Source organism: Nocardia sp. NBC_00511, assembly GCF_045161165.1.
GTDB lineage: Bacteria > Actinomycetota > Actinomycetes > Mycobacteriales > Mycobacteriaceae > Nocardia.
In genome coordinates, this window is sequence record NZ_CP107849.1 from 8533978 (window position 1) to 8556315 (window position 22338).

Annotated in this window: 19 protein-coding genes; 12 read left to right on the forward strand and 7 right to left on the reverse strand. The window is 69.0% G+C overall.

What is annotated here, in order from left to right; translation table 11 throughout:
- The first annotated feature begins 7 nt into the window (after window positions 1-7).
- The 3 genes from OG300_RS39545 (at window position 8) to OG300_RS39555 (ending at window position 8547) form a co-directional block, all read left to right on the forward strand.
- Entirely contained in the window at window positions 8-1198 is a 1191-nt protein-coding gene (locus OG300_RS39545) for a DUF1501 domain-containing protein (protein ID WP_405490131.1), read from the forward strand.
- A gap of 237 nt (window positions 1199-1435) precedes the next feature.
- Window positions 1436-7483 (forward strand): amino acid adenylation domain-containing protein, encoded by a 6048-nt coding sequence (locus OG300_RS39550; RefSeq protein WP_405490133.1) that lies wholly within the window; start codon window positions 1436-1438, stop codon window positions 7481-7483.
- Between the two features lie 44 nt (window positions 7484-7527).
- Window positions 7528-8547 carry an LLM class flavin-dependent oxidoreductase gene (locus OG300_RS39555; RefSeq protein ID WP_405490135.1) on the forward strand — a complete coding sequence of 340 codons (1020 nt, stop codon included), beginning with the start codon at window positions 7528-7530 and terminating at the stop codon, window positions 8545-8547.
- On the opposite strand, the gene OG300_RS39560 is transcribed toward OG300_RS39555, so the two are convergent.
- Window positions 8544-9935 (reverse strand): lipase family protein, encoded by a 1392-nt coding sequence (locus OG300_RS39560; protein WP_405490137.1) that lies wholly within the window; start codon window positions 9933-9935, stop codon window positions 8544-8546. The two genes, OG300_RS39555 and OG300_RS39560, sit on opposite strands and share 4 nt — an antisense overlap.
- Before the next feature lie 62 nt (window positions 9936-9997).
- Here OG300_RS39560 and OG300_RS39565 point away from each other — a divergent pair, with 62 nt between their 5' ends.
- Together OG300_RS39565 and OG300_RS39570 are read left to right on the forward strand one after the other, a co-directional pair.
- Entirely contained in the window at window positions 9998-10189 is a 192-nt protein-coding gene (locus OG300_RS39565; protein ID WP_405490139.1) for a hypothetical protein, read from the forward strand.
- Window positions 10190-10303: 114 nt separating this feature from the next.
- On the forward strand, window positions 10304-10534 hold the full coding sequence (locus OG300_RS39570; protein ID WP_405498841.1) for a CocE/NonD family hydrolase C-terminal non-catalytic domain-containing protein: 231 nt from the start codon (window positions 10304-10306) through the stop codon (window positions 10532-10534).
- Here OG300_RS39570 and OG300_RS39575 read toward each other — a convergent pair.
- Window positions 10497-11162 (reverse strand): TetR/AcrR family transcriptional regulator, encoded by a 666-nt coding sequence (locus OG300_RS39575; protein WP_405490141.1) that lies wholly within the window; start codon window positions 11160-11162, stop codon window positions 10497-10499. The two genes, OG300_RS39570 and OG300_RS39575, sit on opposite strands and share 38 nt — an antisense overlap.
- A gap of 245 nt (window positions 11163-11407) precedes the next feature.
- Here OG300_RS39575 and OG300_RS39580 point away from each other — a divergent pair, with 245 nt between their 5' ends.
- Window positions 11408-11563: a hypothetical protein gene (locus tag OG300_RS39580; RefSeq protein WP_405490143.1), complete on the forward strand. Its 156-nt coding sequence runs from the start codon at window positions 11408-11410 to the stop codon at window positions 11561-11563.
- On the opposite strand, the gene OG300_RS39585 is transcribed toward OG300_RS39580, so the two are convergent.
- The gene (locus OG300_RS39585; RefSeq protein WP_405490145.1) at window positions 11560-14001 is read right to left on the reverse strand and encodes a phosphoketolase; all 2442 of its coding nucleotides are present in this window, start codon (window positions 13999-14001) and stop codon (window positions 11560-11562) included. The genes OG300_RS39580 and OG300_RS39585 overlap by 4 nt on opposite strands.
- A gap of 59 nt (window positions 14002-14060) precedes the next feature.
- Window positions 14061-14660, reverse strand: a complete 600-nt coding sequence (locus OG300_RS39590) for a methyltransferase family protein (RefSeq protein ID WP_405490147.1) — start codon at window positions 14658-14660, stop codon at window positions 14061-14063.
- A gap of 169 nt (window positions 14661-14829) precedes the next feature.
- Between OG300_RS39590 and OG300_RS39595 the strand changes: the two genes are divergently transcribed.
- The 5 genes from OG300_RS39595 to OG300_RS39615 are packed head-to-tail and all read left to right on the forward strand — an operon-like array spanning window position 14830 to window position 20068.
- Complete coding sequence (locus OG300_RS39595) at window positions 14830-15837, forward strand: alpha/beta hydrolase fold domain-containing protein (protein ID WP_405490149.1); 1008 nt, start codon at window positions 14830-14832, stop codon at window positions 15835-15837.
- 1 nt (window position 15838) lies between these two features.
- Window positions 15839-16741, forward strand: a complete 903-nt coding sequence (locus OG300_RS39600; RefSeq protein ID WP_405490151.1) for an SDR family NAD(P)-dependent oxidoreductase — start codon at window positions 15839-15841, stop codon at window positions 16739-16741.
- Window positions 16741-17661, forward strand: a complete 921-nt coding sequence (locus tag OG300_RS39605; protein WP_405490153.1) for a ferritin-like domain-containing protein — start codon at window positions 16741-16743, stop codon at window positions 17659-17661. Before OG300_RS39600 ends, OG300_RS39605 begins: the two co-directional genes overlap by 1 nt.
- On the forward strand, window positions 17658-19181 hold the full coding sequence (locus OG300_RS39610) for a flavin-containing monooxygenase (protein ID WP_405490155.1): 1524 nt from the start codon (window positions 17658-17660) through the stop codon (window positions 19179-19181). The genes OG300_RS39605 and OG300_RS39610 overlap by 4 nt, the downstream gene beginning before the upstream one ends.
- Window positions 19181-20068 carry a MerR family transcriptional regulator gene (locus OG300_RS39615; protein WP_405490157.1) on the forward strand — a complete coding sequence of 296 codons (888 nt, stop codon included), beginning with the start codon at window positions 19181-19183 and terminating at the stop codon, window positions 20066-20068. Before OG300_RS39610 ends, OG300_RS39615 begins: the two co-directional genes overlap by 1 nt.
- Here the strand turns inward: OG300_RS39615 and rplL are convergent.
- Genes rplL through OG300_RS39630 form a run of 3 tightly spaced genes read right to left on the reverse strand, consistent with a single transcriptional unit; the run spans window position 20060 to window position 21258 of the window.
- Window positions 20060-20443 carry a 50S ribosomal protein L7/L12 gene (gene rplL / locus OG300_RS39620; RefSeq protein WP_405490159.1) on the reverse strand — a complete coding sequence of 128 codons (384 nt, stop codon included), beginning with the start codon at window positions 20441-20443 and terminating at the stop codon, window positions 20060-20062. The two genes, OG300_RS39615 and rplL, sit on opposite strands and share 9 nt — an antisense overlap.
- Before the next feature lie 48 nt (window positions 20444-20491).
- Entirely contained in the window at window positions 20492-20875 is a 384-nt protein-coding gene (locus OG300_RS39625) for an acyl-CoA thioesterase (protein ID WP_405490161.1), read from the reverse strand.
- On the reverse strand, window positions 20875-21258 hold the full coding sequence (locus OG300_RS39630) for an acyl-CoA thioesterase (protein WP_405490163.1): 384 nt from the start codon (window positions 21256-21258) through the stop codon (window positions 20875-20877). The genes OG300_RS39625 and OG300_RS39630 overlap by 1 nt, the downstream gene beginning before the upstream one ends.
- A 114-nt stretch (window positions 21259-21372) precedes the next feature.
- On the opposite strand from OG300_RS39630, the gene OG300_RS39635 reads away from it, so the two are divergent.
- Entirely contained in the window at window positions 21373-22329 is a 957-nt protein-coding gene (locus OG300_RS39635) for a GlxA family transcriptional regulator (RefSeq protein WP_405490165.1), read from the forward strand.
- The last annotated feature ends 9 nt before the right edge of the window (window positions 22330-22338 follow it).

Sequence of the window (22338 nt, forward strand, 5' to 3'; positions counted from 1 at the left end):
CACCGCCATGCCGCAATTCAGTCGTCGTGATTTCCTCGTCGGATCGAGTGTGCTGGGCGCCCTCGCGGTGCTGGGTGCGTCCGCGGTCACCTGGGACGAACTGCACCACCGGGCCGACAGCACGCCGCTGGCCGCGGGCAGCGGAATCCTGGTGATCCTCACCATGTACGGCGGCAACGACGGCATCAATACCCTGATTCCGTACGCGGACAACGCATATCACGACGCCCGGCCCGACCTGTCGTATCGGCCGGAGGAGGTGCTGCACCTCGATGAACGGCTCGGCCTCAACCCTGCCCTGAAAGGCCTTTCGGGCCTGTGGGGTTCGAAGAACCTCGCCATCGTGCGCGGCGTCGGCTACCCCAAGCCCGACCACAGTCACTTCCGCTCGATGGACATCTGGCAGACCGCCTCACCCGATGAACCGGTGCCGACCGGCTGGATCGGCCGCTGGCTCGACGCCACCGGCGACGATCCGGTCCGGGCGGTGAACATCGGCCCGGTGCTGCCGCAACTCGCGCTCGGCGCGAAGAACACCGCTGCGGCCCTGGACACTTCGAGCGCCCCGCTCACCGCCGAGACGGCGGCCGCGCTGGCCGGGCTCGCCGCCGCGGACGCCGCCGACAGTCCGGCGCGCGAGCAGGTGTGCACGGGATACCGGTCCGAACAGGTGGTGCGACAGACCTTTTCCGCGGTGCGCGCGGGCAAGCGGGTCGCCGATCCGCTGGCTGCGCAATTGGATCTGGTGTCGCAGTGCGTCAAGGCGGGCGTCCCCACCCGCGTGTACTCGGTGAGCCTGGGCGGTTTCGACACCCACGCCGACGAGCGCCACACCCAGGAGCAGCTGCTGGGCCGCTTCGACACCGCGGTCACGAATTTCCTGAAAGATCTCTCGACCCATCCGCGCGGGCGCGACGTGGTGCTGTTGGCCTACAGCGAGTTCGGCCGCCGGGTCGCCGCCAACGCCTCGCAGGGCACCGACCACGGCACCGCGGGCCCGGTGTTCCTCGCTGGTGCGCCGGTGCGCGGGGGCTTCTACGGGGACGAACCCAGCCTCACCGACCTCGATGCCGGGGACCTGAAAACCACCGTGGACTTCCGCGATGTCTATCACGAACTCCTGGGGCGGGTTTTGTCCGCCGACCCGGGCCCGATCGTCGGATCGGGCCGTCGTGACCTGGGCTTCCTCTCGGTCTGAGGCTGCCCCCCACCGCGCGCACCCGGGCCTTGCGCGTCTCTTCGAGCACGGTTCGCCGACTGTTTGCCCTGCTAGCCTCGCTTTCGGACTGTTCATCTGACCTATTGCTCCCTGGGAGCCGACCGGGTAATTGTTCGCTCGGGACGGAGGCAGAGAAGGGCTGAAAGTAGGGACCGGTTGACTGCCGAGGTTCTTACGGCACGCCGGGCTAGAAAGCCGCGTGGCCGTAAAACACAGATGAGTACACTGCCGCAGCTGCTGGCCACGGCGGTGGAGAGCAACCCCGACGGGATCGCGCTGCGTGCCGGGCACACCGCCCTCAGCTACGCCGAACTCGACGAACGCTCGACCCGGCTGGCGCGCGCACTGATCGGCCGCGGCCTGGGCCCGGGCGACCGCGTGGTGCTGGCGCTGCCCCGATCGGTCGACTCCGTGGTCGCGGTGTGGGCCGTGATCAAGACCGGCGCGGCCTTCGTGCCGATCGACCCCGGCTATCCGGCCGAGCGGGTCGCGTACATGCTCGCCGACTCCCGCGCGCGATTCGGGTTGACGCAGGCCGGGATTCGAGCCGGGCTCGGTGACGCCCTCGAATGGCTCGAACTCGACACCCAGGACTGCCTCGAGGAACTCGAACACCACTCGTGTGAACACGTGCTCTCCGCGGACCGCACCCGGCGGCTCTACGCCGAGGACATCGCCTACGTCATCTACACCTCCGGCTCGACCGGCGCGCCGAAGGGCGTGGCCGTCACCCATGCCGGGCTGGCCGGGCTGTGCCGGGAACAGACCCGGCGCTTCGCGGTCACCCCCGCGTCGCGGACCCTGCACTTCGCCTCGCCGAGCTTCGATCTGGCGGTGCTGGAACTGCTGCTGGCGGTCGGCGCGGCCGCGACCATGGTCGTCGTGCCCGCGGGCATCTACGGCGGCGAGGAGCTCACCGACATCCTGCGCACCCAGCGGGTGACGCACGCGATCATCACGCCCGCCGCGCTCGCGGGCCTGGACGCGACCGGTCTGCCCGACTTGAACACCGTGGTATCCGCAGGTGAAGACTGCCCGCCCAGTGTGGTTGCCAAATGGTCGCCGGGACGGTCCTTCTGCAACCTCTACGGCCCCACCGAGACCACCATCGCCGCGACGATCAGCCCGGCCCTGCGCCCCGGTGAGGCCGTCACCATCGGCGGTCCGATTCCCGGGCTGTCCGCCGTGGTGCTCGACGCCCGCCTGCGGCCGGTCCCCAACACCGTGGTCGGCGAGCTCTACCTGGCCGGTCCCGGATTGGCGCGCGGCTACCACGATCGGCCGAGCCTGACCGCCGCCCGCTTCGTCGCACACCCGGACCCGGAAGGCAACGGGGACCGGTTGTACCGCACCGGCGATCTGGTGCGCTGGATCACCGGTTCCGACGGCGCACCGGCCCTGCAATTCCTGGGGCGCAGCGACACCCAGGTGCAGATCCGCGGCTTCCGGGTGGAGCTGGGCGAGATCGACGAAGTGCTGACCGCGCATGAATCCGTTTCCTACGCAACGACTCTGGTGCGCACCCTGGCCGGTGGCGTCGATGCCCCGGTGTCGTACGTGCTGCCCGCGCCGGATATGAAGGTCGACCCCGATGCGCTGATCGACCATGCCCGGCAACACCTTCCGCGGCACGCCGTCCCCGCCGCCGTGACGGTGATCGACCGCGTCCCGCTCACGCCGGTCGGCAAGCTGGACCGGGCGGCGCTGCCGGAACCCGCCTTCCGCACCCGGCCGTATCGGCCGCCGGTGACCGCCACCGAGCGCGCGCTGGCGGCACTGTTCGCCGATCTGTTCGGTGTCGACCGGGTCGGCGGGGACGACGACTTCTTCGAACTCGGCGGAAACTCGCTGCTGGCAACGCGATTGGCCGGACGGCTGGGCGCGCAGCGCGGCGTCCGGATCCCCGCGCGACTGGTGTTCGAGTATCCGACCGTCACCGGTCTGGCGGCCGCGGTCGACGGACTCACCGGCGGCGACCTCGTCCCGCTGGTGGCGCGACCCGACCGTGGTGACCGGTCGCCGCTGTCGCAGGCGCAGCAGCGCATGTGGATCCTGGCCCGACTGGATCCGGATTCGGCGGCCTACAACATTCCCCTCGCACTGCGGCTGTCCGGCGTCCTCGACGGGTCCGCCTTGACCGCCGCTCTGCACGATCTGGTCGGGCGGCACGAGGTGCTGCGAACCAGGTACCCCGAGTTCGAGGGCAGCGGCCACCAGCTCACCCTGCCCGCGACGGCCGTGGCGGTGGATCTGACACCCGTCGAGACCACGGCGACCGAGCTGCGTGCCGAGCTGATCGCGTTGGCGGGCAAAGGATTCGATGTCACCACCGACGTTCCGCTGCGAGCCCGGCTGTTGCGGGTCGCCGAGGACGAACATGTCCTCATGGTGGTGCTGCACCATCTCGCGGCGGACGGCTCCTCGCTGCCGCCGCTGACCCGCGATCTCATGATCGCCTACCGGGCCCGGGCACTCGGTGTGCCCCCGGAGTGGACCGCGCTGCCCGTGCAGTACGCCGATTTCGCACTCTGGCAGCGCGACATGCTCGGGGCGGCAAACGATCCCGCTTCGCTGCTGTCCACGCAGCTGTCCTACTGGCGTGACACGCTGACCGGACTCCCGCCGCTGCTGGCCCTGCCCACCGATCGGCCGCGTCCGCTGGTCGCCACGAATCACGGTGCGGCCCGGCACTTCCGGCTGGATGCCGACACCCACCGGGGACTCGAGGAACTGGCGCGCGCTCGCGGTGCGTCACTGTTCATGACCGTGCACGCCGCCCTCGCGGTGCTGCTGGCCCGGCTGGCCGGTGCGGACGACATCGCGATCGGCGCACCGATCGCCGGGCGTGGGGAACCCGAATTGGACGATGTCGTCGGCATGTTCGTCAACACCCTGGTGCTGCGCACCCGCATCACCGGCGCGGAGAGCTTCGCCGACCTGCTCGACCGGGTCCGCGACACCGATCTGGCCGCCTTCGCCCACGCGGACGCGCCGTTCGAATCGCTGGTGGCGGAACTGGATCCGCCGCGCAGCCGCGCCCATCACCCGCTGTTCCAGGTGGCCCTGTCCTTCCACGACTTCGGCACCCGGACCCTGTCGCTACCCGGTCTGACCGTCGAAGCCCTGGATCTGGGTGAGGCGGCGTCCCCGCTCGATCTACAGCTGACGGTGGTTCCGAGCCTGGAGTCGGAAAGCGCTGCGGGGCTGGATTTCTCGTGGCGTTACGCCACCGACCTGTTCGACGAGTCGACGATCGATATGCTCGGGCAGCGCCTGAGCCTGTTGCTGCGGGCCGCCGTGGCGGACCCGCGGCGGGCGGTCGGTGATCTGCCCCTGTCCGAACCCGCCGAGCTCGCCCCGGCGGCCGGAGTCGAACTCGCGGTACCCCGGCGGCTGCTCTTCGACGGTCTGCTGGCCGCCGCGCAGCGCGATCCCGACGCCGTCGCCGTGCTGACCGACGGTTCGAGCCTGACCTACGGTGAGCTGACTCGGCGTGCGAATCGCCTGGCGCGCAACCTGATCGACCTCGGCGTCGGACCCGGCAGCACGGTCGCACTCGCGTTGCGTCCCTCGCCCGAGCTTGTGACCGGCCTGTACGCCATCGTGCTGGCGGGTGGCGCGTACGTCCCCCTCGACCCGCAGCAGCCCGCCGAACGCCTCGCCGAGCTACTCGGCACGGTCGACCCGGTGTGCGTGCTGAGCACCAGTCGCGACGGGGTCGATGCCGGTGGCCGACTGGTACTGCACCTGGACGAGCTCACGAATTCCACTGAGCTGAGCGGATTCTCGGACATGCCGGTGACCGACGCCGACCGACGGCGGCCACTGCACGACCAAGATCTCGCCTACGTCATCTTCACCTCCGGTTCGACCGGTCGACCCAAGGCCGTCGGCATCCCGCACGCCGCCATCGCCAACCACCTGGCCTTCCTCACCGCCGAATACCGGCTGACAGCTGCCGACACCTACCTGCAGCTGATCCAGCCCACCTTCGACGCCTCCCTCATCTGCTACACCGCCCCGTTCGCCGTCGGTGCGCGCCTGGTGATTCCGGATGCCGAGCGCCGCGCCGACCCCGACCGACTGGCGGAGGTCCTCATCCGGCACCGGGTGACAGCGTTCACCGCGGTCCCCGCCCTGCTGCGGATGTTCGCCGAAGAGCTTTCGGCCGAGGCGCTTTCGAGCGTGCGCACGGTCTGGGTGGGCGGCGAACCGCTGCCCGCCGACACCATCACCCGCTTCGCCGCCGTCTGCCCGGCCCGGCTGCACAATCTGTACGGACCCACCGAGACGACGGTCTCCATCACCGGCATCGACGTGACCGGACTCGACGGCCCGCCCGTGCCGATCGGCCACCCGCACGCCAACTGCCGTATCCAGATCCTCGACGAGCGCCTGCATCCCGTGCCGCCGGGCACGCCGGGGGAGCTGTACCTGTCGGGCCCACAGCTCGCCCGGGGCTATCTCGGCCAGCCGGGCCGGACAGCGGAACGCTTCGTCGCCGACCCGAGCGGGCCCGCCGGTGCGCGCAGGTACCGCACCGGAGACCTGGTGCGCCAGAGCCGAACCGGCTTGGAATACCTCGGCCGCACCGACCGTCAGCTCAGCCTGCGTGGTCTGCGGATCGAACCCGGCGAGGTCCAGGCCGCGCTGTGCGCGCATCCGGCCGTCGCGGACGCCGCCGTCGCGATCCGCGACGGACGCCTCCTCGGCTACCTGCGACCCGTCGGCGACAGCCCGATCGATCTCGATGACGTCCTGCGGACCGTGCGAAACGCACTGCCGGGCTACATGGTTCCCGCCCAGCTGGTGCGGATCGAGACCTTCCCGCGGGGTCCCACCGGCAAGCTCGACCACGCCGCGCTGCCGGAGGTGGATCCGCCGAGACACGAATACCGGGCTCCGGCGACAGCGGACGAGCAGGCCGTCGGGGAGTGCTTCGGGGCGGAACTCGGCCTCGACCGCGTCGGCCGCGACGACGACTTCTTCGAACTCGGCGGTAATTCGCTGTCCGCCATCCGGGTTCGCGCCGCGCTCGGCGCCCGCCTGGACCTCCCGGTGCCGCTGCGGCACCTCTTCGCGCACTCCCGAGTCCGGGAGCTCGCCACCGTCCTGCGTGGCGAAACATCCACGGCGACAGCAGAGTACGACCTGCTGGCCGACGCAATGTGGGATCCCGGCATCGGTGTGACCGATCGTGCGCCGAGACGTCCGGGCCCGCCCGCGGAGATCCTCCTCACCGGCGCGACGGGGTTCCTCGGCGCGTTCCTGCTGCGTGAACTGCTCGAGCAGACCAGCGCCGCCATCCACTGCCTGGTCCGCGCGCGGGACGAATCCGCCGCGCACGACCGGATTCTCGATACCGCCGCCCGCTTCGGTATCGACCTCACCACCCACACCGGCCGCATCGTCGCCATCCCCGGCGACCTCGCCGCCCCGCGACTCGGACTCACCCTCGAACGCTTCGCGGATCTCGCCGCCCGCATCGACGAGATCCACCACAACGGCGCACTGGTCAACCATCTCGAGCCGTACGCCCGCCTGCGCGCGGCGAATGTCCTCGGCACCACCGAGATCCTGCGCCTGGCTGCCACCACCCGCACCAAAGCGGTGCACTACGTCTCGACCGCCGCGGCACCCGAGGACCCGGAGACGGTCGCGGTCCTGCCCGGCTACATCCAGACCAAATGGGTTGCCGAACAACAGGTTCGGGCAGCGACCGAGCGTGGCATCCCGGCTGTCGTCTACCGTCCCGCCCTCATCACCGGTGATTCTCGCACCGGCGCGGCCGGCACCGACGACGCCTGGTGGACCATGCTGCGCGCCATGCTGGTGCTGGGCGTGGCCCCCGACCTGACCGCTGGTGACATCCCGATGACCCCCGTCGACCAGGTGGCCGCCGCCATCGTGCGGCAGTCGCGCGGTACCGACAGCGCGACAATCGATCTGCCGCCCGCGTACCCGGTCCCGCTGCCGGCCGTCCGCGCGGAAATCCTGCGCCGCGGCTACCGCCTCGACTTGGTCGAGCCCGTGCACTTCGCCGCCGCCCTGACCGAGGCGGCAGAACAGGCCGCGACCGGTGACGAACTGCTGGTCCGCGCCGCCGCGCTGACGGTGAACTACTCCGCCGAAGTCGGCACGGCCGCCGACACCCCGGCCCCTGTCCGGCCCACCGCACCCTGTCCCGGCGTTGACGCCGAAACCCTGAGCCGCTACTTCGACTACTACGTGGAGGTCGGCTTCCTGCCACCGCCCGCGCTGTGACGTGCGTCCCGGCCGGGGAATCAGCTCCGCCCGGGTGCGTTGGCATGGTCATGACCTCGGCACTGCGGTCGACCCGCTTCTCCATCCTCGACCGCTCCCGCGTGCGAGCGGGCCAATCGCATCCGGCGGCGCTGCGCGAGACGGTCGAGTTCGGGCGGCTCGCCGAAGAGTGGGGCTATCACCGGTTCTGGGTCTCCGAACATCACAGCGTGCCCGGCGTCGCCGGTTCCGCGCCGACCGTGCTGGCAGCCACCATCGCCGCGGCCACCTCCCGCATCCGGGTCGGCACCGGCGGCGTGATGCTGCCCAACCATCAGCCGCTGGTGGTGGCCGAACAGTTCGGGGTGCTGGAGTCGCTGTATCCGGGTCGCATCGATATGGGGCTGGGCCGCTCGGTCGGATTCACCGACGGGGTGCGCCGCGCCCTCGGGCACGACCGTCGCGACGCCGAGGACTTCGACGCGCAATTGACCGAGCTGTTGGACTATTTCGAGGCGGGCCGCGACGGCGTGCACGGCTGGCCCGCCGAGGGCCTGCGCATTCCGGCGTTCCTGCTGGCCATCGGGTCCGGCGCGGAGCGCGCCGCCCGCTTCGGGCTGCCGCTGGTGATCGCGGCCGCCGGTGGCGAGGACGCCATGGTCGAGGCGATCGACCACTACCGCAGCGACTTTCGGCCCGGTCGGGGTGGTGACGCCCCGTACGTGGTGGTCTCCGGCTCGGCCGCCATCGCCGACACCGCCGAGCAGGCCCATCGCCTGCTGTTGCCGGAAGCCTGGTCGGCGGCCTACTCCCGCACCCGCGGCGAGTTCCCGCCGCTGTCGTCACCCGAGCGGATCGAGGCCGAACCGATGACCGACCGGCAGCGCCGCCTGTTCGAGGAGGCGCTGCGCGGACACCTGTACGGCACCGAGGAAACGGTCGTGGCCGGTCTGGACCGCCTGATCCGGCGCACCGGTGCGGACGAATTCCTGGTCCACACCAGCACCTTCGACCGCGCCGCGCGCCTGGACTCCCATCGTCGACTCGCGGCGGCGGTCGGGCTCACCGCACCCAGTCCGGTCTAGCTCGCGCCGATGGCCTGACCGACCAGGGCCTGTGCCATCGGCGGCAGGATCTCCGAAAGCGCCTGTGCGAACTGGGGATCGGTGACCGCGCTCACCGGGCTGGTGACGGTGCAGCCTGAAGTCGGTACCCCGTTGAGCCGGTCGCGGATCCAGTTGAACGCACTGGGGATATGGGTGAGGACGCCGGAGATGTGCTCGGCGAGCAGTTCTCGCTCGTAGGTGACGCTGGGAGCGCCCGCCGCACAGTACTTGTCGACGAGTCGGTCGGTGCCGATGTTCGGGATGATCTCGTCCCACTGGGCGTGGTACAGAAACACCGGAATGTTCGGAATCCGCTGTCCCAGTGTGTTGTCCGCGATGGCACTGCCGACCCCGGGCAGCGACAGCAGGTCCGGCCCGTCGCTGGTTCCCAGGTAGTCGAACCCTGGCAGCAGCGCGGTCCCCTCGGGATGGCACAGCACCTTCTTGCTGGCCAGAATCAGCTGCCCGAGCCCGTTGACGTGCTGGCGCAGTTCGCTTTCCATGTCCGGGTATTCGGTGGCGATGCCGACGAAGGCCGCCGAGATCAGCCCCGCGTACAGGCCGCCGTTGTTGTGCCGCACGATGCCCGCGAAGTCGGCCGGAGCGACTCCGCCGCTGGCGGTGCCGACGATGTTGAGTTCGGGCGCGTAGTCCTGGGTGATCTCCGCGGCGAACGAGGTGGGGATGGTGCCGCCCGAATAGCCCCACAGTGCGGCCGGTGTCGCCGCCCCGTTCAGTTCCGCGGGTTGGAAGTTCTCCACCGCGCGAATGCCGTCGAGGGTCGCCTGCGCGCCCAAACGTGCTGCGCCGTAGGCGGAGTTGGGTCCCTCGTAGTCGGGCAGGGTCACCGTCCAGCCCTGGCCCACCCCCGCGGCGAGGGGGATGAGCGGTTCGGCCGCGTTGACGTAGTCGACGGGCAGCGAACCGTGCTGGACCACATAGGAGGGCGCGCAGTACTGGGCCGCGCTGTCCTCGGCGATCTGATAGGACAGCAGCTTTCGCCCGCCCTCGGGCGCCGCGCCACGGGGTTTCAGCACGGTGGTCACCGTGGCGATGGCCTGCCCGTGACTGTCGTTGGTGCGGTAGAGCAGTTGCCAGGCATCGACATTGAGTGGCACCAGGCCGAAGAACGCGGGCAGGATCGAGCGCACCCGCAGGATCTCGCCGGGCTGTGCGGCGGCGATGCGGTCGGCCGCGGGCCGGTAGAAGCTGTCCAGCTCCGGCGGCAGGGTGACCGCGGGCGGCGGCTCGATCACCACCCCGCTCGCGGGCGGATCGGCCCAGGCCGGAGTGCTGGGCAGGAACAGGATGGCCGTCGCCGCGAGGGCGATGGCGGCCGCGGTCCGTCGACGCGTCGTTGCTGTCATGGGCGTTCTCTCGCTGGTCCGGATCTTGCCTATCTGGTAATCGGTCTTACCATAACCGCAGTGTGACCTGTCGCACCAGCGCCGAGGGCGCCTACGCGGGCCGCCCGCACACGGGACCGATGCCCGTGGACGCGACCGGCAGCGGCCGCTATCAGATGCTCTACGGTCCTTGGTTCCACATTCAGCTTGGGGTGCAACGCAATACGGCCGATATCGACATCCACGCCATCGAGCTGGCCTGGTTCGACCGCTGACCGTGCAGGACATCGCCCCCGACGGCACCGCGACCGCGCTCACCGACGGCCAGTTGGCCGGGAACTTCCGTCATCGGCCCGTTTCATCCCGGTACCCGGGAGTCGTTGCTGCCGGTGGTGCCCGGGCAGATCACCGAATACGACGTGAAGATCCGCCCGGCCTTCCATGTCTTCGCGTCGGGCCATCGCCTCCAGGTGACTCTCGCCTCGGGCGACGCCCCCACCCACATCCTGAATCCGAAGGACTATCCGAGCCTGCTCGGCGGCAGCGTCGACATCCAGCGCGGCGCCGACGCGGCGTCCTACCTCACGGTGCCGCTGGCTCCGGTGCGACACCCGCGATGACCAGGCTGGTGATCTCCGCGCAGATCGAGGGCAGCGTCACCTGCGGTTCTGGTTCGCGGTCCCCGCGCGCCAGCTCCTGGGCCAGGGAATTCACCGCGCCGATCACCGCGATGGCGAAGAGCCGGTAGTCCCGGTCGCGGGCCTCCCCGCGCGCCACCGCCTGCTCGGCCTCGGCCTGCACGAGTGCGCCGATATTGCCCCGCCAGCGCCCGCGCCACTCCTCGACGGCCGTGCTGACCCCGACCACCTCGATGTAGCAGACCCGGGCAGTGCGCGGATCGGTGCAGGTCACAGCGAGATACGCGCGGAAACCCGCGGTGATGCGGTCGGCGAACGCCGCGTTCGACAGCGCCGCGAGTCGTTCGAACGCGGCGGCGGTGGCGCGGCCGGTGATGTCGTCGGCCAGCGCGATCAGCAGCTTCTCCCGGCTGCCCATCTCCTGGTAGAAGCTGCGCATGGAAATGGCTGCCGCCGAACACAATTGCTCGATCGAGGTGGAGGCGTAGCCCTGGGTGCCGTACAGCTGGAGGGCCGCCTCGAACAGTCGCCCGCGTCGCTCGCCGACGCGTTGCTCGGCGGTGCGTCCGGCGTACTGACGCGGAATGGGAGTCTGCTTGTTCGATGTCACGGTGAAGCGAGCTTACCGATCGACCCCGGATTTGACCTGACGGTCGATCGTATGTAAAGATGGCCGATCTGCACCTCGCCCAGCGAGGTGAAACGACGACCCGGCGGATTGGAGGTGAGGAACGAATGTGCGGCGACAGTCCGTATCCGTGTCCGGTTCGTCCTTACCCATCGTTCCCGGCCTCCCGTTCGCGACCTGCTTGTTCGTGACGAGGTAGTCGGCAGATCTCCCGAAGGAGGGCTGTCATGGCTTTCATCAACTTCTCTCGTACCCCGCTGACCGTCCTGTCCGTTCTGGGCGACGCCTCCCGTCGCACCGTTCCCGCGACCGCGGTGCAGGCACGCCCCGTCGACCGTCCCGCCCGTTCCCGTTTCGGGTCGCGCGGCGGCTCGCGCGCTTAGTTCCACTTCCAATCCACGACCACGGGGATGTCCTCGCCGTGTTCGCGGGTCCAGGCGCGGGCCTGCCAGCGGGCGTCGACCATCTCCTGGCGCAGCCCCGCCGCCTTCGCCCGCAGCTCCGGCACCCGATCGATGACATCGATGACCAGGTGGTAGCGGTCCAGATCGTTGAGCATCACCATGTCGAAAGGCGTTGTGGTGGTGCCCTTCTCCTTGTAGCCGCGCACGTGCAGCCCGGAGTGGTTGGTGCGGCGGTAGGTGAGCCGGTGGATCAGCCACGGATAGCCGTGGAAGGCGAAGATGACCGGGCGATCGCAGGTGAACAGGGCGTCGAATTCCCGGTCCGGCAGGCCGTGCGGATGCTCGTCCTCGGGTTGCAGGCGCATCAGGTCCACCACGTTCACCACCCGGACCCGCAGTTCCGGGAGCCGCTGTCGCAGAATCGACGCCGCCGCAAGGGTTTCCAGCGTCGGCACGTCACCCGCGCAGGCCAGCACCACGTCCGGCGAGGAGCCGGTGTAGTCGTTGTTGCCCGCCCACTCCCAGATGCCGATGCCGCGCGCGCAGTGCACCGCCGCCTCCGGCACCGACAGCCAGCTCTCCTGCGGCTGCTTGCCCGCCACCACCACGTTCACGTACTGCCGCGAGCGCAGGCAGTGGTCGTAGGTGGACAGCAGGGTGTTGGCGTCCGGCGGCAGGTATACCCGCACGATCTCGGGTTTCTTGTTCAGCACCACGTCCAGGAAGCCGGGGTCCTGGTGGGTGAAGCCATTGTGGTCCTGCCGCCAGACATGCGAGGACAGCAGGTAATTGAGGCTCGCGATGGGCCGCCGCCACGACACCTGGGAACTGGCGTCGAGCCATTTGGCGTGCTGGTTGAACATGGCGTCGACGATGTGGATGAACGCCTCGTAGCAGGTGAAGACGCCGTGGCGGCCGGTGAGCAGATAGCCCTCGAGCAGGCCCTGGCACATGTGCTCGGAGAGCACCTCGATGACGCGGCCGGTGCGGTCGAGTTTCACGTCGTACTCACCGATTTCGGCCTGCCAGTCGCGCCCGGTCACCTCCAGGATGTCCTGTAGCCGGTTGCTGGCGAGCTCGTCGGGGGCGAAGGTGAGGAAGTTGTTCGGGTTGGCGCGGGTGACGTCTCGCAGCCAGCCGCCGAGTACCCGGGTGGCTTCGTGTTTGACGGTGCCCGGCGCGATCACCTCCACGCCGTAGTCCCGCCAGTCGGGCAGCCGCAGATCCTGAAGCAGCAGACCACCATTGGTGACCGGGTTGGCGCTCATCCGGCGGTCTCCGGCGGGCGGCAGCTCCAGCAGGTTCGCCGCGGGTCGTCCGTCGTCGTCGAAAAGTTCCTGTGGCCGATACGATTTCAGCCACTGCTCGAGCACCAGGCGGTGCTCGTCGTTCTCGCGGGCTCCGGCCAGTGGCACCTGGTGGGCGCGGAAGGTGCCCTCCACCTGGACGCCGTCGACGACCGGGGGACAGGTCCAGCCCTTAGGGGTGCGCATGATGATCATCGGCCAGATCGCGCGCTCGTCCGCACCGGCGCGCACCCGATCTTTCAGTGCCGCAATGTAATCCAGGCAGGTGTCCATGGCCGCCGCCATGGCCTGGTGGACCGCGCCCGGATCGCTGCCGGAGACCACGATCGGGTCGTACCCGTAGCCGCGCAGCAGCATCACCAGTTCGTCCTGCGGAATGCGGGCCAGCAGTGTGGGATTGGCGATCTTGTACTCGTTGAGCGCCAGGATCGGGATCACCGCGCCGTCGCGGCCGGGGTTGAGGAACTTGTTGGAATGCCAGCTGCTCGCCAGCGGACCGGTCTCGGCCTCGCCGTCACCGACTACGCAGAACACCGTCAGATCCGGATTGTCCAGGGCCGCACCGAAAGCGTGCAGCAGCGAGTAGCCGAGCTCACCGCCCTCGTGGAACGAGCCCGGGGTCTCGGGCGCGCAGTGGCTGGGCACGCCGCCCGGTGCGGAGAACTGCGCGAACAGCGCCCGCATGCCCTCCTCGTTCTGCGGAATGTAGCTGTAGAGCTCCGAATACGTGCCTTCGAGCCAGCCGCACGCGTTCGGCCCGGGGCCGCCGTGCCCGGGTCCGGCGACGAACACCGCGTTCAGTTCGCGTTCCCGGATGGCCCGATTCGCGTGCACCCAGACCAGATTCAGTCCGGGCACGGTGCCGAAGTGGCCGAGCAGTCGCGGCTTGATGTGCTCGGGCAGCAGTGGCACCCGGACCAGGGGGTTGTCCTTGAGGTAGATCTGCCCGACGGCGAGGTAGTTGGCGGCCCGCCACCAGGCGTCGATCTCGGCCAGTTCGCCGGGGGAGAGTGGTCCGGGAGCCTCGCTCAACCGGTAGGGGACCGGGGCGACGGTCGCCCCGCCCGCAGTGGTTTCGTTGTCCGCCGAGGTATCGCTCGTAGTACTCACGGTGCACCCTTCCCGGTGGCGTGTGTTCCTCGAGAGCTGCGTGGGTTCCGTCGGCCAGCCTACCGGGGCAGTGGGACCAGGGCCCGGACTCGCTCGCGGTAGTCGCGGTAGTCGTCGCCGAAGGTGGCGATCAGCATGTCGTCCTCGACGCGCACCCGGTGCAGCAGCCAGGCCAGCACGAAGGCGAACACGATCACGCTGGCCCCGAAACCGTCGATCAGGATGAGGCCGAACATGACCCCGAGGATCCCGGTGTAGATGGGGTGGCGGGCGAATCGGTACGGCCCGCCGGTGTGCAGCCGGTGCTCCTGCTGGATCATCGGCCGTCCGGCCCACATCGCGCCGAGCGCGAGCCGGGCCCAGATCATCAGCGCGGCCCCGGCGATCACGATGATCGCCCCGATCGACTGCACGGCCGCGTTCTGCCAGCTGACGTGGTTCCAGATCGATTGCGGCAGTTGATGAATGGCGACCAACAGCACCACGATGCCGACGATCATCCAGGGTTCCGGCAGCAGCGTGCTCAGAAAGTGCCGCAGCTTGCCACCGAGACTGTCGCGTCGCACCGCCGCGAACCAGGCCGCCGTCACCAGCCACACGATCCCCACGGCCTGCACACTCCACACGGCCATCCGCACCAGCAGATCAGCGATATCCATACCGTCAGCCTGCGCCGCGAGCGGGTCGGGGGCCACCACCCGCGGGCCGAATCGCCTCCTCCCCAGGGTTGAGCGTGCAGCCGCGACGCGGATCCCCGGACCGGGGGCGGAGAATGTCGTTATGAATGTGCCATTGACAACTGGCGCATTCGTTGGTGATGCTTAGCTCATGAGAACAAGGTCAATGGCGACCTTCCCGTCGCAGGTCGCCGGGGCGATTCCCAGCCGGGCGACGACGCGAACGCGTTTGGCGGCCACGGCGTCGGTGCTGGGGATACGCCGGGTCAACGGGTTGTTGCCCAACAATCGAATCGGTATCGAGGCCGGGCGGGCGCTGATCGCGGGCATCATGGCGGCGGGTGGGCCCACCCTCCCGGGCACCGCGGTGCTGCCGGTCCGATCCGGCGGCGTGCGCGGCGAATGGGTCCGCGCGGCCGGCGTCGAGCACGGCAACCGGGCCATCTACTACCTGCACGGCAGCGGATACGTGGTGTGCTCGGCGCGCACCCATCGCGGACTGGCCTCGCGGCTGTCCAAGCTGACCGGACTGCCGGTGTTCGTGGTCGACTACCGCCTGGCCCCCGAGCATCCGTTCCCCGCGGCCGCCGAGGACGCCGCTGCCGGGTATCGCTGGCTGCTGAGCCACGGCTATCGCGCGGAGAACCTGGTGATCGGCGGCGACTCCGCTGGCTGTCACCTGACTCTGGATCTGTTGTTGCAGAACGCGATCAGCGGAGCCGAACAACCCGCCGGGGCGTTCATGTTCTCCCCGTTGATGGATCCGACCCTGACCCTGGCCGAACGCCGCGACCGGGTGCTGCCCGATCCGATGGCCCCCGCGACCGTGGGACGGCGGCTCATCGAGCTGTACACCGCTGCGGAACCGGAGGATTCACCGCGCCTGCGGCTGCGCATCCCCGCCGGAACCACGCTGCCGCCGCTGTTCGTCCAGGCCAGCAGCGGCGAGATGCTCGCCGACGACGCGCGCCAGCTGCGCGATATGGCCGCCGCCGCGGGCACCCCGTGCGAGCTTGAGTTGTGGCCCGGCCGCATCCACGTCTTCCAGGCGCTGCCACTGCTGGTCCCGGAGGCGGCCGCCGCCCTGCGTCGCGCCGCGGCCTTCGTGACATCCACGCTGGCGCAATCGAATTCCCCGATCCGAGAGCAGGTGAGCTGATATGTGGCCGATCGACGAACTGGTGCTCGCACTCGGCGGCAAGCGGCGTTCACATGCTGCCAAGGCCGTCGTCACCGGTGCCGGAAGCGGCATCGGGCGGGCCTTCGCGCTCGAAATCGCCGCGCGCGGTGGCGAAGTCGTGTGCGCGGATATCGACAAGGATCGTGCGGACGAGACCGTGCGGCTGATCGAGTCGACGCACGGGCGGACCGCGCACGCGGTGTTCTGTGATGTGTCGCGACGCGAGGACGTGGCCAGCCTGGCGCTGCACGCCGAACTCATCTTCGGCGGCCCACCCACCCTGGTGATCAACAACGCCGGTGTCGGCATCGGCGGTAAACCGGTGGGCGACATCGGATTCGGCGACTGGGAGTGGGCGCTGGGCATCAACCTGTGGGGTGTGGTGCACGGCTGCGAGATCTTCGCGCCGCAGCTGCGCGCCGCCGGTCGCGGCGGCATCATCAATGTCGCCTCCGCGGCAGGTTTCGCCGCCGCACCGGGGATGGCCGCCTACAACGTGTCCAAGGCCGCCGTGGTGTCGCTGTCGGAGACGATGGCGGCCGAATTGTCCGGCAGCGGCGTGGCGGTGACCGCGCTGTGCCCGACCTTCGTCAAGACCAATGTGGTGAGCGACGGCCGGATCACCTCCGGCTCTTCGCGTCTGGCCGACGCGCTGATGCGCTGGACCGGCTTCTCGCCCGACCGGGTCGCGGCCACCACCCTCGACGCCCACGACCGGGGCGTGCTGTACGTGCTGCCGCAGCTCGACGCCCGCGTGGTCTGGCATCTCAAGCGCCACTTCCCGGCGCTCTACACCCACTCGCTCGGCGTCCTGAATCGTGTCCTGCCCCAGGAGGATTCGGCGACGACCGCCAAGACCACCGAGACGACAGGAGTCCGATAATGTCCTTCGACTTCGACAATATGCTGACCAAGATCAAGTCCAAGCAGTGGGCGCTGGCCGACATCGACTGGGACGCACCGGGAACCGAGCTCATCGACCCCGCCCTGCATGCCAAGCTCAAGCCCTTCATGGCCGATCTGATGTGGATCGAGAACGTCGGCGCGCGCGGCTTCGCGGCCATGGCCAAGAAGGCCCCCACCGCGACGCTGGCCGAGATCTATCGCTACTTCCACGCCGAGGAACAACGGCACGCCAATGCCGAACTGGCCCTGATGCGCCGGTGGGGCATGCTCGACGGCGACGAGATCCCGGAACCGAACATCAACGTCAAGCTGGTGATCGACTTCCTGGACAAGTACGCCGACGGCATGTCGCTGTCGTTCCTGGGCACCGTGATTCCGATGCTCGAGGTGGCCCTGGACGGTGCGCTGATCAAGTTCATCACCGACGAGATCGATGACCCCGTCGCGCAGGAGGTGTTCAAGCGGATCAACAACGACGAATCGCGCCATCTGGCCACCGATTACGCCGTCATGGAACTGCTCGGCCACGCCAGCGTGCGCAAGCTGGCCACCGACCTGGTCGGCGGCTGGGTCAAGCCGTCGCTGCTGATCGGCGTGCTCAGCTATGTGCCGCTGCTGAACAAGATGCGCGACAACATCGTCGAGATGGGTGTCGACGAGGGCAAGCTGTACGCCGCCATGGCCCGCTTCAAGCAGGTGGGTGAGCGCGCGCCGATCGCGAACCGGGTACCCATGTACCGGATCGTGAAGATGCACGCGGGCTGGGTGATCAACCGCGACAACCCGTATCACCTGGTCGCCGACGCCCTGGTCAAACTGTCCGCGCGCATCCCGGACCGGCTGCTGCCCGAGCAGCCGACCTGGTCCAAGGAACTCACCTACGAGCCCGTCGCATGAGCGCCGCGAGCAAGCCGCTGGACGTGGCGATCATCGGAGCCGGATTCGCGGGCATCGGTGCGGCTATCCGGTTGCGGCAGAAGGGGATCGACGACTTCGCCGTCTTCGAGCGCGGCGACCGGGTGGGCGGCACCTGGCGCGACAACACCTACCCCGGTGCGGCCTGCGACATCCCGTCGCGGCTGTACTCCTACAGTTTCGCGCCCAACCCGGACTGGTCGCAGACCTACTCCGGCAGCGCGGAGATCCTCGGCTACATCGATTCCATGGTGGCCGAATTCGGGATCGCGCCCTATATCCGCTTCGGGCACACCGTGACCGGTCTGTCCTTCGACGAGGACGCCGGGCTGTGGACGGTCGCGTTCGCCGACGGCCGCCGGAAAGTGCGGGCGCGCAGCGTGATCCTGGCATCCGGCCCGCTGGCCAACGCCGGGTTCCCGAACATCACGGGTCTCGATTCGTACGAGTGCCACAAGATCCACAGCGCCCGCTGGGACCACGACTACGACTTCACCGGTAAGAAGGTCGCGGTCGTCGGCACCGGGGCCAGCGCCGTGCAGATCATCCCCGAACTGGTGAAAAAGGCCGCGGCCGTGAAGGTTTTCCAGCGCACGCCCGGCTGGGTGCTGCCCCGGATGAACCGGCGCACGCACGGCGTCACCAAGCAGCTCTACCGCCAGCTGCCGGTCACCCAGTCCCTGGCCCGGGAGGCCTGGTTCTGGGGGCACGAGTCGGTGGCGCTGGGCGTGGTGTGGAACACCCCGCTGACCCGCGTCGTCGAATCGGTGGCGCTGATGCACCTGCGCAGCCAGGTTCGCGACCCGTGGCTGCGCCGTCAGCTCACCCCGGATTTCCGGGCCGGTTGCAAGCGCCTGCTGATGAGCAGCGAGTACTACCCGGCGCTACAGGCCGACAACTGCAAGCTCATCACCTGGCCGATCGCGGAGATCTCCGAGCGCGGCATCCGCACCGCCGAGGGCATCGAGCACCAGGCCGACGTCATCGTGTTCGCCACCGGCTTCGAGGTGTCCAAGCAGGGCACGCCGATTCCGGTGACCGGCCGCGACGGGCGACTGCTGTCCGACGAATGGCGCAGTGGCGCATACGCGTTCAAGAGCATCACGGTCGCGGGTTATCCCAACCTGTTCCTCACCTTCGGGCCGAATTCGGGGCCGGGACACAATTCGGCGCTGGTCTACATGGAGGCGCAGATCGAATACCTCACCGACGCCATCAAACTGCTGCTGGACCGCGACCTGCGCATGCTGGAGCCGCGTCAGGAGCGCCAGGACAGCTACAACCGCCGCATCCAGCGTCGGCTGTCCGCGACCACCTGGAATTCCGGTTGCAGCAGCTGGTATCTCACCGAAGAGGGGTTCAACGCCACCATGTACCCGGGTTTCGGCACCCAGTACACGCGTCAGCTGGCCGCTGTGAACCCCGCGGATTTCCACCTGACCGCCCGCACAGCCGCCCGACCCGCAGCCGCTGACAGCCGAACCACCGCCTCGCTCGGCTAATGTCGTCACGAGGCGCGCTGCCCGGGCCCGGGATGCTGACCCGCATCCCGGCCTGGGCTTCGCGCATGGTCGGGGATCGACGCGCGGAAAGGGTGGGTGCGACACGGATGGCGGAGTACCGCATCGACGATCTCGCCCAGGCCGCAGGCACCACGACCCGCAATGTGCGGGCGTATCAGGAACGCGGCCTGCTGCCCACACCCACGCGGCGCAGCGGCCGCGCGCTCATCTACGACGACACCCATCTGGCACGGCTGCGCATCATCGACACGCTGCTGCAGCGCGGCTTCACCATCGCGCATATCGCGGACTTCATCACCAGCTGGGAGACCGGCAAGGACCTCACCGAGATCCTCGGCCTGCAGAGCGCCGTCACCGCCACCTGGGGCAAACCCGAAGAGCCGATGGAACTTCCGATCGAACTCATCGAGACGTTCTTCGGCGACACCGAGGAACATCAGGTGCACGGCGCGGAACTGGCGCGGCTCGAGGAACTCGGACTGATCCGAATGCGCGGCGAGACCGCCGAACTCACCCGCCCCGACCTGCTGGAGACCTTCGCCGGACTCAGCGGTTACGGCATCGCCCTGCCCGGACTGATCGATCTCTACGCGGCCGTGGTCGGCCGGCTCGAGGACATCGCGAGCCTGATGGTGGTCGCCGCCAAGGACCACATCGTCGAACAGCACGGGCCCGGCTGGCTGCCGGACTCCGACGCCGAGATCGCCGAAACCACCGAAATGATCAACCACTGGCGGGATCTGGGCACCCGCGCGGTGCGCGACAGCCTCGATCAGGCGCTGGACAAGGCCTTGCAGACCGAGCTCAGCGCCTATCTCGAGACCGCCGCGCGCGAACGCGGGCGGCGGGCGAGCGACTCAGCGTAGGGCGGCGCGCGCCCCGGCCGCCTCCAGTTTGATCCGGGCGGTTTCGGCCGCGCCCTTGTCGACGCCTTCCAGCACCGCCTTGGGCGCGGACTCGACCAGATCCTTGGCCTCCTTCAAGCCGAGGCCGGGAATGATCTCCCGCATCGCCTTGATGACCTGAATCTTCTTGTCGCCGAAGGATTCCAGGATCAGATCGAATTCACTCTGCTCGTCGGCGACCTCGACGACGGGCACGTCGGTGACCGTCTGGGTGGCTACCGGTGGTGCGGCGGTGACCCCGAACTCTTCTTCGAACGCCTTGAGGAACTCCGAAAGCTCCAGCAGCGTCATATCTTTGAACACGTCGAGCAACTCGACAATGGTCATCTTGGCCATGATGTACACCCCTTGCAACGCTGACCAGGCGGTACATCAACTATAGGCTCAGCGGGCGGTCAGGGTCACCAGATATTCGCGCTCGGCATCGGTGAGCGGGCGCGGCGCGCCGTCGTCGATCGCCACCAGCGTGGAAGTCGCTGTGAGATAAAGGTTTTCACCGTCGCGAACTTCGTGGGCCAGGGTGAAGGAACTGGTGCCGACCCGCTCCACCGCCGAGGTCACCGTCACCGGCGCCGCCCGGAACATCAGCGGGGTGCGGTAGGTGAGCCGTTGCCCGGCCACCACCACCCGCCACGCCCGGCCCCCGGCGTCGTGCCGGGCCAGCAGATCGGCGCGGGCCTCGTCCAGGTACTGGGCGAACACCACATTGTTGAGATGGTGCTGCGCGTCGATATCGGTGCGCCGCAGCTGAATATCGTAGGAGTGCATCAGGCGTCCAAGTCCTCGAGCAGGATTCGCTGGTCATCGGCGAGCGGCCGGGAGCGCTGAGTCTCCTGATCGAAGGCGACCATGGTGCAGGTGGCGGTCGAATAGACCACGTCCTCGTCGCGGATCTCCTGCTGCAGGGCGAACGACGAGCGCCCGATCTTGGTCACCCAGGTCTCGATCCGCACCGGGCGCGGCCGGTAGCGCAGCGGCGACAGATAGTCGATGTCCATCTGCGCGACCACGTTCGACCCGGCGAAGCCGCGGGTCCAGAACAGGTCGATCCGGGATTCCTCCAGGTAGCGCAGGTGCGCGGCATTGTGCACGTGCCCGTCGGCGTCCATATCGGACCACCGCAGCGGGCAGAGGAAGAGATGTCGGGCCACCCGCAATTCATACCAAGCGGACCGTGCGGGCAACCGTCCGGCCACCCCGGGAATGGCTGGATCTGACAGAGTCGTGTCGTTGACGCCACGCCTCGCAGACCGCAGGCTGAAGGTATGCGGGTGGTCCTGATCGTGGTGTTCGACGGCTTTCAGCTCACCGACCTGGCCGGACCGGCGGACGTCTTCCACGGTGCGGCACTGCTGAGCGGGTCCGGTGCGTATCGCGTCGAGGTCGCGGCCGTGCGGGCCGGGCCGGTGCGCTCGTCGTGCGGCATCGAGATCACCGCGACCCACGGGCTCGACGGCTGGACCGAACCGGTGGACACCCTGCTGGTGGCCGGTGGTCTCGGATTCTGGGCGGCGTCCCACGACGAGGCCCTGGTGGCAGCGGTACAGCGGGTCGCGCCGTTGGCCGAGCGGATCGGTTCGGTCTGCTCGGGCACCTTCGTGCTGGCGCGCGCGGGCCTGCTCGACGGTCGCCGCGCCACCACCCACTGGGCCAGCGGCGAACTGCTCGCCCAGCACTTTCCGGCCGTCACCACCGAACCCGACCTCATCTACGTGCGCGACGGACCGATCTGGACCTCGGCGGGCGTCACCGCCGGAATCGATCTGGCGCTGGCCATCGTCACCGCCGACCACGGACCCGACCTGGCCCGGGAAGTAGCGCGCTGGATGGTGGTCTACCTGCACCGTCCCGGTGGTCAGAGCCAGTTCAGCGCGCCCATCGCCGCCAACCCGCCGCGCCGGAATTCGCTTCGGACCCTCCAGGTCTGGATGGAGGAGAACCTCGCCGCCGATCTGTCGCTGGCCGGACTGGCCGCGCGCGCGGGCATGAGCACCCGGCACTTCTCCCGCGTCTTCGCCACCGAAACCGGCACCACGCCTGCCCGTTACGTCGAACAGGTCCGCGTCGCCGCTGCCCGGCGGCTGTTGGAAACCACCGAGCAACCCATGGACCGGGTCGCGGCCGCCGTCGGCCTTGGCAGCCCCGAAACCCTCTACCGCGTCTTCCACCGCCAGCTGGGCCTACCGCCGGGCGAATACCGCGCCCGGTTCACCAGATCCTGAAAGCGAGCC

What these genes read in the sequence shown, in the direction of transcription:
- OG300_RS39545 (WP_405490131.1), top strand. Translation starts at nt 8, where the DNA reads ATGCCGCAATTCAGTCGTCGTGATTTCCTCGTCGGATCGAGTGTGCTG.
- OG300_RS39550 (WP_405490133.1), top strand. Translation starts at nt 1,436, where the DNA reads ATGAGTACACTGCCGCAGCTGCTGGCCACGGCGGTGGAGAGCAACCCC.
- OG300_RS39555 (WP_405490135.1), top strand. Translation starts at nt 7,528, where the DNA reads ATGGTCATGACCTCGGCACTGCGGTCGACCCGCTTCTCCATCCTCGAC.
- OG300_RS39560 (WP_405490137.1), bottom strand. Translation starts at nt 9,935, where the DNA reads ATGACAGCAACGACGCGTCGACGGACCGCGGCCGCCATCGCCCTCGCG.
- OG300_RS39580 (WP_405490143.1), top strand. Translation starts at nt 11,408, where the DNA reads ATGGCTTTCATCAACTTCTCTCGTACCCCGCTGACCGTCCTGTCCGTT.
- OG300_RS39590 (WP_405490147.1), bottom strand. Translation starts at nt 14,660, where the DNA reads ATGGATATCGCTGATCTGCTGGTGCGGATGGCCGTGTGGAGTGTGCAG.
- OG300_RS39595 (WP_405490149.1), top strand. Translation starts at nt 14,830, where the DNA reads ATGAGAACAAGGTCAATGGCGACCTTCCCGTCGCAGGTCGCCGGGGCG.
- OG300_RS39600 (WP_405490151.1), top strand. Translation starts at nt 15,839, where the DNA reads ATGTGGCCGATCGACGAACTGGTGCTCGCACTCGGCGGCAAGCGGCGT.
- OG300_RS39605 (WP_405490153.1), top strand. Translation starts at nt 16,741, where the DNA reads ATGTCCTTCGACTTCGACAATATGCTGACCAAGATCAAGTCCAAGCAG.
- OG300_RS39610 (WP_405490155.1), top strand. Translation starts at nt 17,658, where the DNA reads ATGAGCGCCGCGAGCAAGCCGCTGGACGTGGCGATCATCGGAGCCGGA.
- OG300_RS39615 (WP_405490157.1), top strand. Translation starts at nt 19,181, where the DNA reads ATGTCGTCACGAGGCGCGCTGCCCGGGCCCGGGATGCTGACCCGCATC.
- rplL (WP_405490159.1), bottom strand. Translation starts at nt 20,443, where the DNA reads ATGGCCAAGATGACCATTGTCGAGTTGCTCGACGTGTTCAAAGATATG.
- OG300_RS39625 (WP_405490161.1), bottom strand. Translation starts at nt 20,875, where the DNA reads ATGCACTCCTACGATATTCAGCTGCGGCGCACCGATATCGACGCGCAG.
- OG300_RS39635 (WP_405490165.1), top strand. Translation starts at nt 21,373, where the DNA reads ATGCGGGTGGTCCTGATCGTGGTGTTCGACGGCTTTCAGCTCACCGAC.